Consider the following 3,283-nt stretch of genomic DNA (forward strand, 5'->3'; position numbering starts at 1 on the left):
TTGCTCTTTAACAATGTGGACTCAATCGATAGAAAGATAAACGAAATCTCAAGCGTTTATCCGGCGCGTTACATGTCGATGCTTTTTCGAAAGCAAAGAGATGTAGAAAGACCAGGTTGCTTAGCTTATATGGCCAAGTGACTAAGCGTGCACGGTGGATGCCTTGGCAGTCAGAGGCGATGAAGGACGTTGTAGCCTGCGAAAAGGCGTGGGGAGCTGGCAAACAAGCTTTGATCCACGCATGTCCGAATGGGGAAACCCATCCCTTCGGGGATATCCTGTACTGAATACATAGGTACAGGAGGCGAACCGGGAGAACTGAAACATCTAAGTACCCCGAGGAAAAGAAATCAACCGAGATTCCCTTAGTAGTGGCGAGCGAACGGGGACCAGCCCTTAAGTTTATTGTGTGTTAGTGGAAGACTCTGGAAAGTGTCGCCATAGTGGGTGATAGCCCCGTACACGAAAACGCACTTTAGATGAAATCGAGTAAGGCGGGACACGTGATATCCTGTCTGAATATGGGGGGACCATCCTCCAAGGCTAAATACTCCTGACTGACCGATAGCGAACCAGTACCGTGAGGGAAAGGCGAAAAGAACCCCGGAGAGGGGAGTGAAATAGAACCTGAAACCGTGTACGTACAAGCAGTGGGAGCACCTTCGGGTGTGACTGCGTACCTTTTGTATAATGGGTCAGCGACTTACTATCAGTGGCAAGCTTAACCGTTTAGGGGAGGCGTAGGGAAACCGAGTCTTAATAGGGCGTCAAGTCGCTGGTAGTAGACCCGAAACCGGGCGATCTATCCATGGGCAGGTTGAAGGTTAGGTAACACTGACTGGAGGACCGAACCGACTACCGTTGAAAAGTTAGCGGATGACCTGTGGATCGGAGTGAAAGGCTAATCAAGCTCGGAGATAGCTGGTTCTCCCCGAAAGCTATTTAGGTAGCGCCTCGGACGAATACCACTGGGGGTAGAGCACTGTTTCGGCTAGGGGGTCATCCCGACTTACCAACCCGATGCAAACTCCGAATACCAGTGAGTACTATCCGGGAGACACACGGCGGGTGCTAACGTCCGTCGTGAAGAGGGAAACAACCCAGACCGCCAGCTAAGGTCCCCAAGTCCTGGTTAAGTGGGAAACGATGTGGGAAGGCTCAGACAGCTAGGAGGTTGGCTTAGAAGCAGCCACCCTTTAAAGAAAGCGTAATAGCTCACTAGTCGAGTCGGCCTGCGCGGAAGATATAACGGGGCTCAAACCAGGCACCGAAGCTGCGGATTCCTCTTAGAGGAGTGGTAGGGGAGCGTTCTGTAAGTCTGCGAAGGTGTGTTGTAAAGCATGCTGGAGATATCAGAAGTGCGAATGCTGACATAAGTAACGATAAAGGGAGTGAAAAACTCCCTCGCCGGAAGATCAAGGGTTCCTGTCCAACGTTAATCGGGGCAGGGTGAGTCGGCTCCTAAGGCGAGGCCGAAAGGCGTAGTCGATGGGAAACTGGTTAATATTCCAGTACCGCTGTTTACTGCGATGGGGGGACGGAGAAGGCTAGGCTAGCGCGGCGTTGGTTGTCCGCGTTTAAGGATGTAGGTTGAGCGGCTAGGAAAATCCGGCGGCTTAAGACTGAGATCCGAATACGAGCTCTCTTTTGAGCGAAGTAGTTGATGCCATGCTTCCAGGAAAAGCCTCTAAGCTTCAGGTAAACAGGACCGTACCCCAAACCGACACAGGTGATCAGGTAGAGAATACCAAGGCGCTTGAGAGAACTCGGGTGAAGGAACTAGGCAAAATGGCACCGTAACTTCGGGAGAAGGTGCGCTGCCGGTGGTGAAGGACTTGCTCCGTAAGCTACTGGCAGTCGAAGATACCAGGCCGCTGCAACTGTTTATTAAAAACACAGCACTCTGCAAACACGAAAGTGGACGTATAGGGTGTGACGCCTGCCCGGTGCCGGAAGGTTAATTGATGGGGTTAGCTTAGGCGAAGCTCTTGATCGAAGCCCCGGTAAACGGCGGCCGTAACTATAACGGTCCTAAGGTAGCGAAATTCCTTGTCGGGTAAGTTCCGACCTGCACGAATGGCGTAATGATGGCGGCACTGTCTCCACCCGAGACTCAGTGAAATTGAACTCGCTGTGAAGATGCAGCGTATCCGCGGCTAGACGGAAAGACCCCGTGAACCTTTACTGTAGCTTCACACTGGACTTTGATGTTGTTTGTGTAGGATAGGTGGGAGGCTTTGAAGCAGAGACGCCAGTTTCTGTGGAGCCAACCTTGAAATACCACCCTGACACCATTGAGGTTCTAACTCAGGCCCGTTATCCGGGTCGAGGACAGTGTGTGGTGGGCAGTTTGACTGGGGCGGTCTCCTCCCAAAGAGTAACGGAGGAGCGCGAAGGTACCCTCAGGCTGGTCGGAAATCAGCCAATGAGTGCAAGCGTAGAAGGGTGCTTAACTGCGAGACGGACAGGTCGAGCAGGTACGAAAGTAGGTGCTAGTGATCCGGTGGTTCTGTATGGAAGGGCCATCGCTCAACGGATAAAAGGTACTCCGGGGATAACAGGCTGATACCGCCCAAGAGTTCACATCGACGGCGGTGTTTGGCACCTCGATGTCGGCTCATCACATCCTGGGGCTGAAGCCGGTCCCAAGGGTATGGCTGTTCGCCATTTAAAGTGGTACGCGAGCTGGGTTTAGAACGTCGTGAGACAGTTCGGTCCCTATCTGCCGTGGACGTTGGAGATTTGAGAGGAGCTGTTCCTAGTACGAGAGGACCGGAATGGACGAACCGCTGGTGTTCGGGTTGTCATGCCAATGGCATTGCCCGGTAGCTATGTTCGGACGGGATAACCGCTGAAAGCATCTAAGCGGGAAGCCCCCCTCAAGATGAGATCTCCCTGGATCTTGAATCCTCTAAAGGGCCCTTGAAGACCACAAGGTTGATAGGCTGGGTGTGTAAGCGTTGTGAGGCGTTGAGCTAACCAGTACTAATTGCCCGTGCGGCTTGGCCATATAAGCTAAGAAGCTTGGTTAAAAGCTGGATAAATAATTGAGATTTTGTGAGTTGCCTGCGAGCAGGCTATTGATTGAGTTCACACCCTATTGAGTAAACCGGCGGCTGCGATAGCAGAGAAGGTAAGCCCGAGAGACTCAGACAGAATTGCCTGGTAACCATAGCGACGTGGAACCACCTGATCCCTTTCCGAACTCAGCAGTGAAACGCGTCTGCGCCGATGGTAGTGTGGGGTTTCCCCATGTGAGAGTAGGTCATTGCCAGGCATCCAA

The 3,283-nt window shown here is 52.5% G+C and carries 2 rRNA genes; both read left to right on the forward strand.

The window, feature by feature from the left end:
• The first annotated feature begins 131 nt into the window (after positions 1-131).
• Positions 132-3,010 (forward strand): 23S ribosomal RNA (locus tag ACKC9G_RS18775).
• 151 nt (positions 3,011-3,161) lie between these two features.
• Positions 3,162-3,277: ribosomal RNA gene (gene rrf, locus ACKC9G_RS18780) — 5S ribosomal RNA — on the forward strand.
• Positions 3,278-3,283 lie beyond the last annotated feature (6 nt).

Origin of the sequence: Pokkaliibacter sp. CJK22405 (assembly GCF_046614695.1) — a bacterium.
Classification (GTDB): domain Bacteria; phylum Pseudomonadota; class Gammaproteobacteria; order Pseudomonadales; family Balneatricaceae; genus Pokkaliibacter.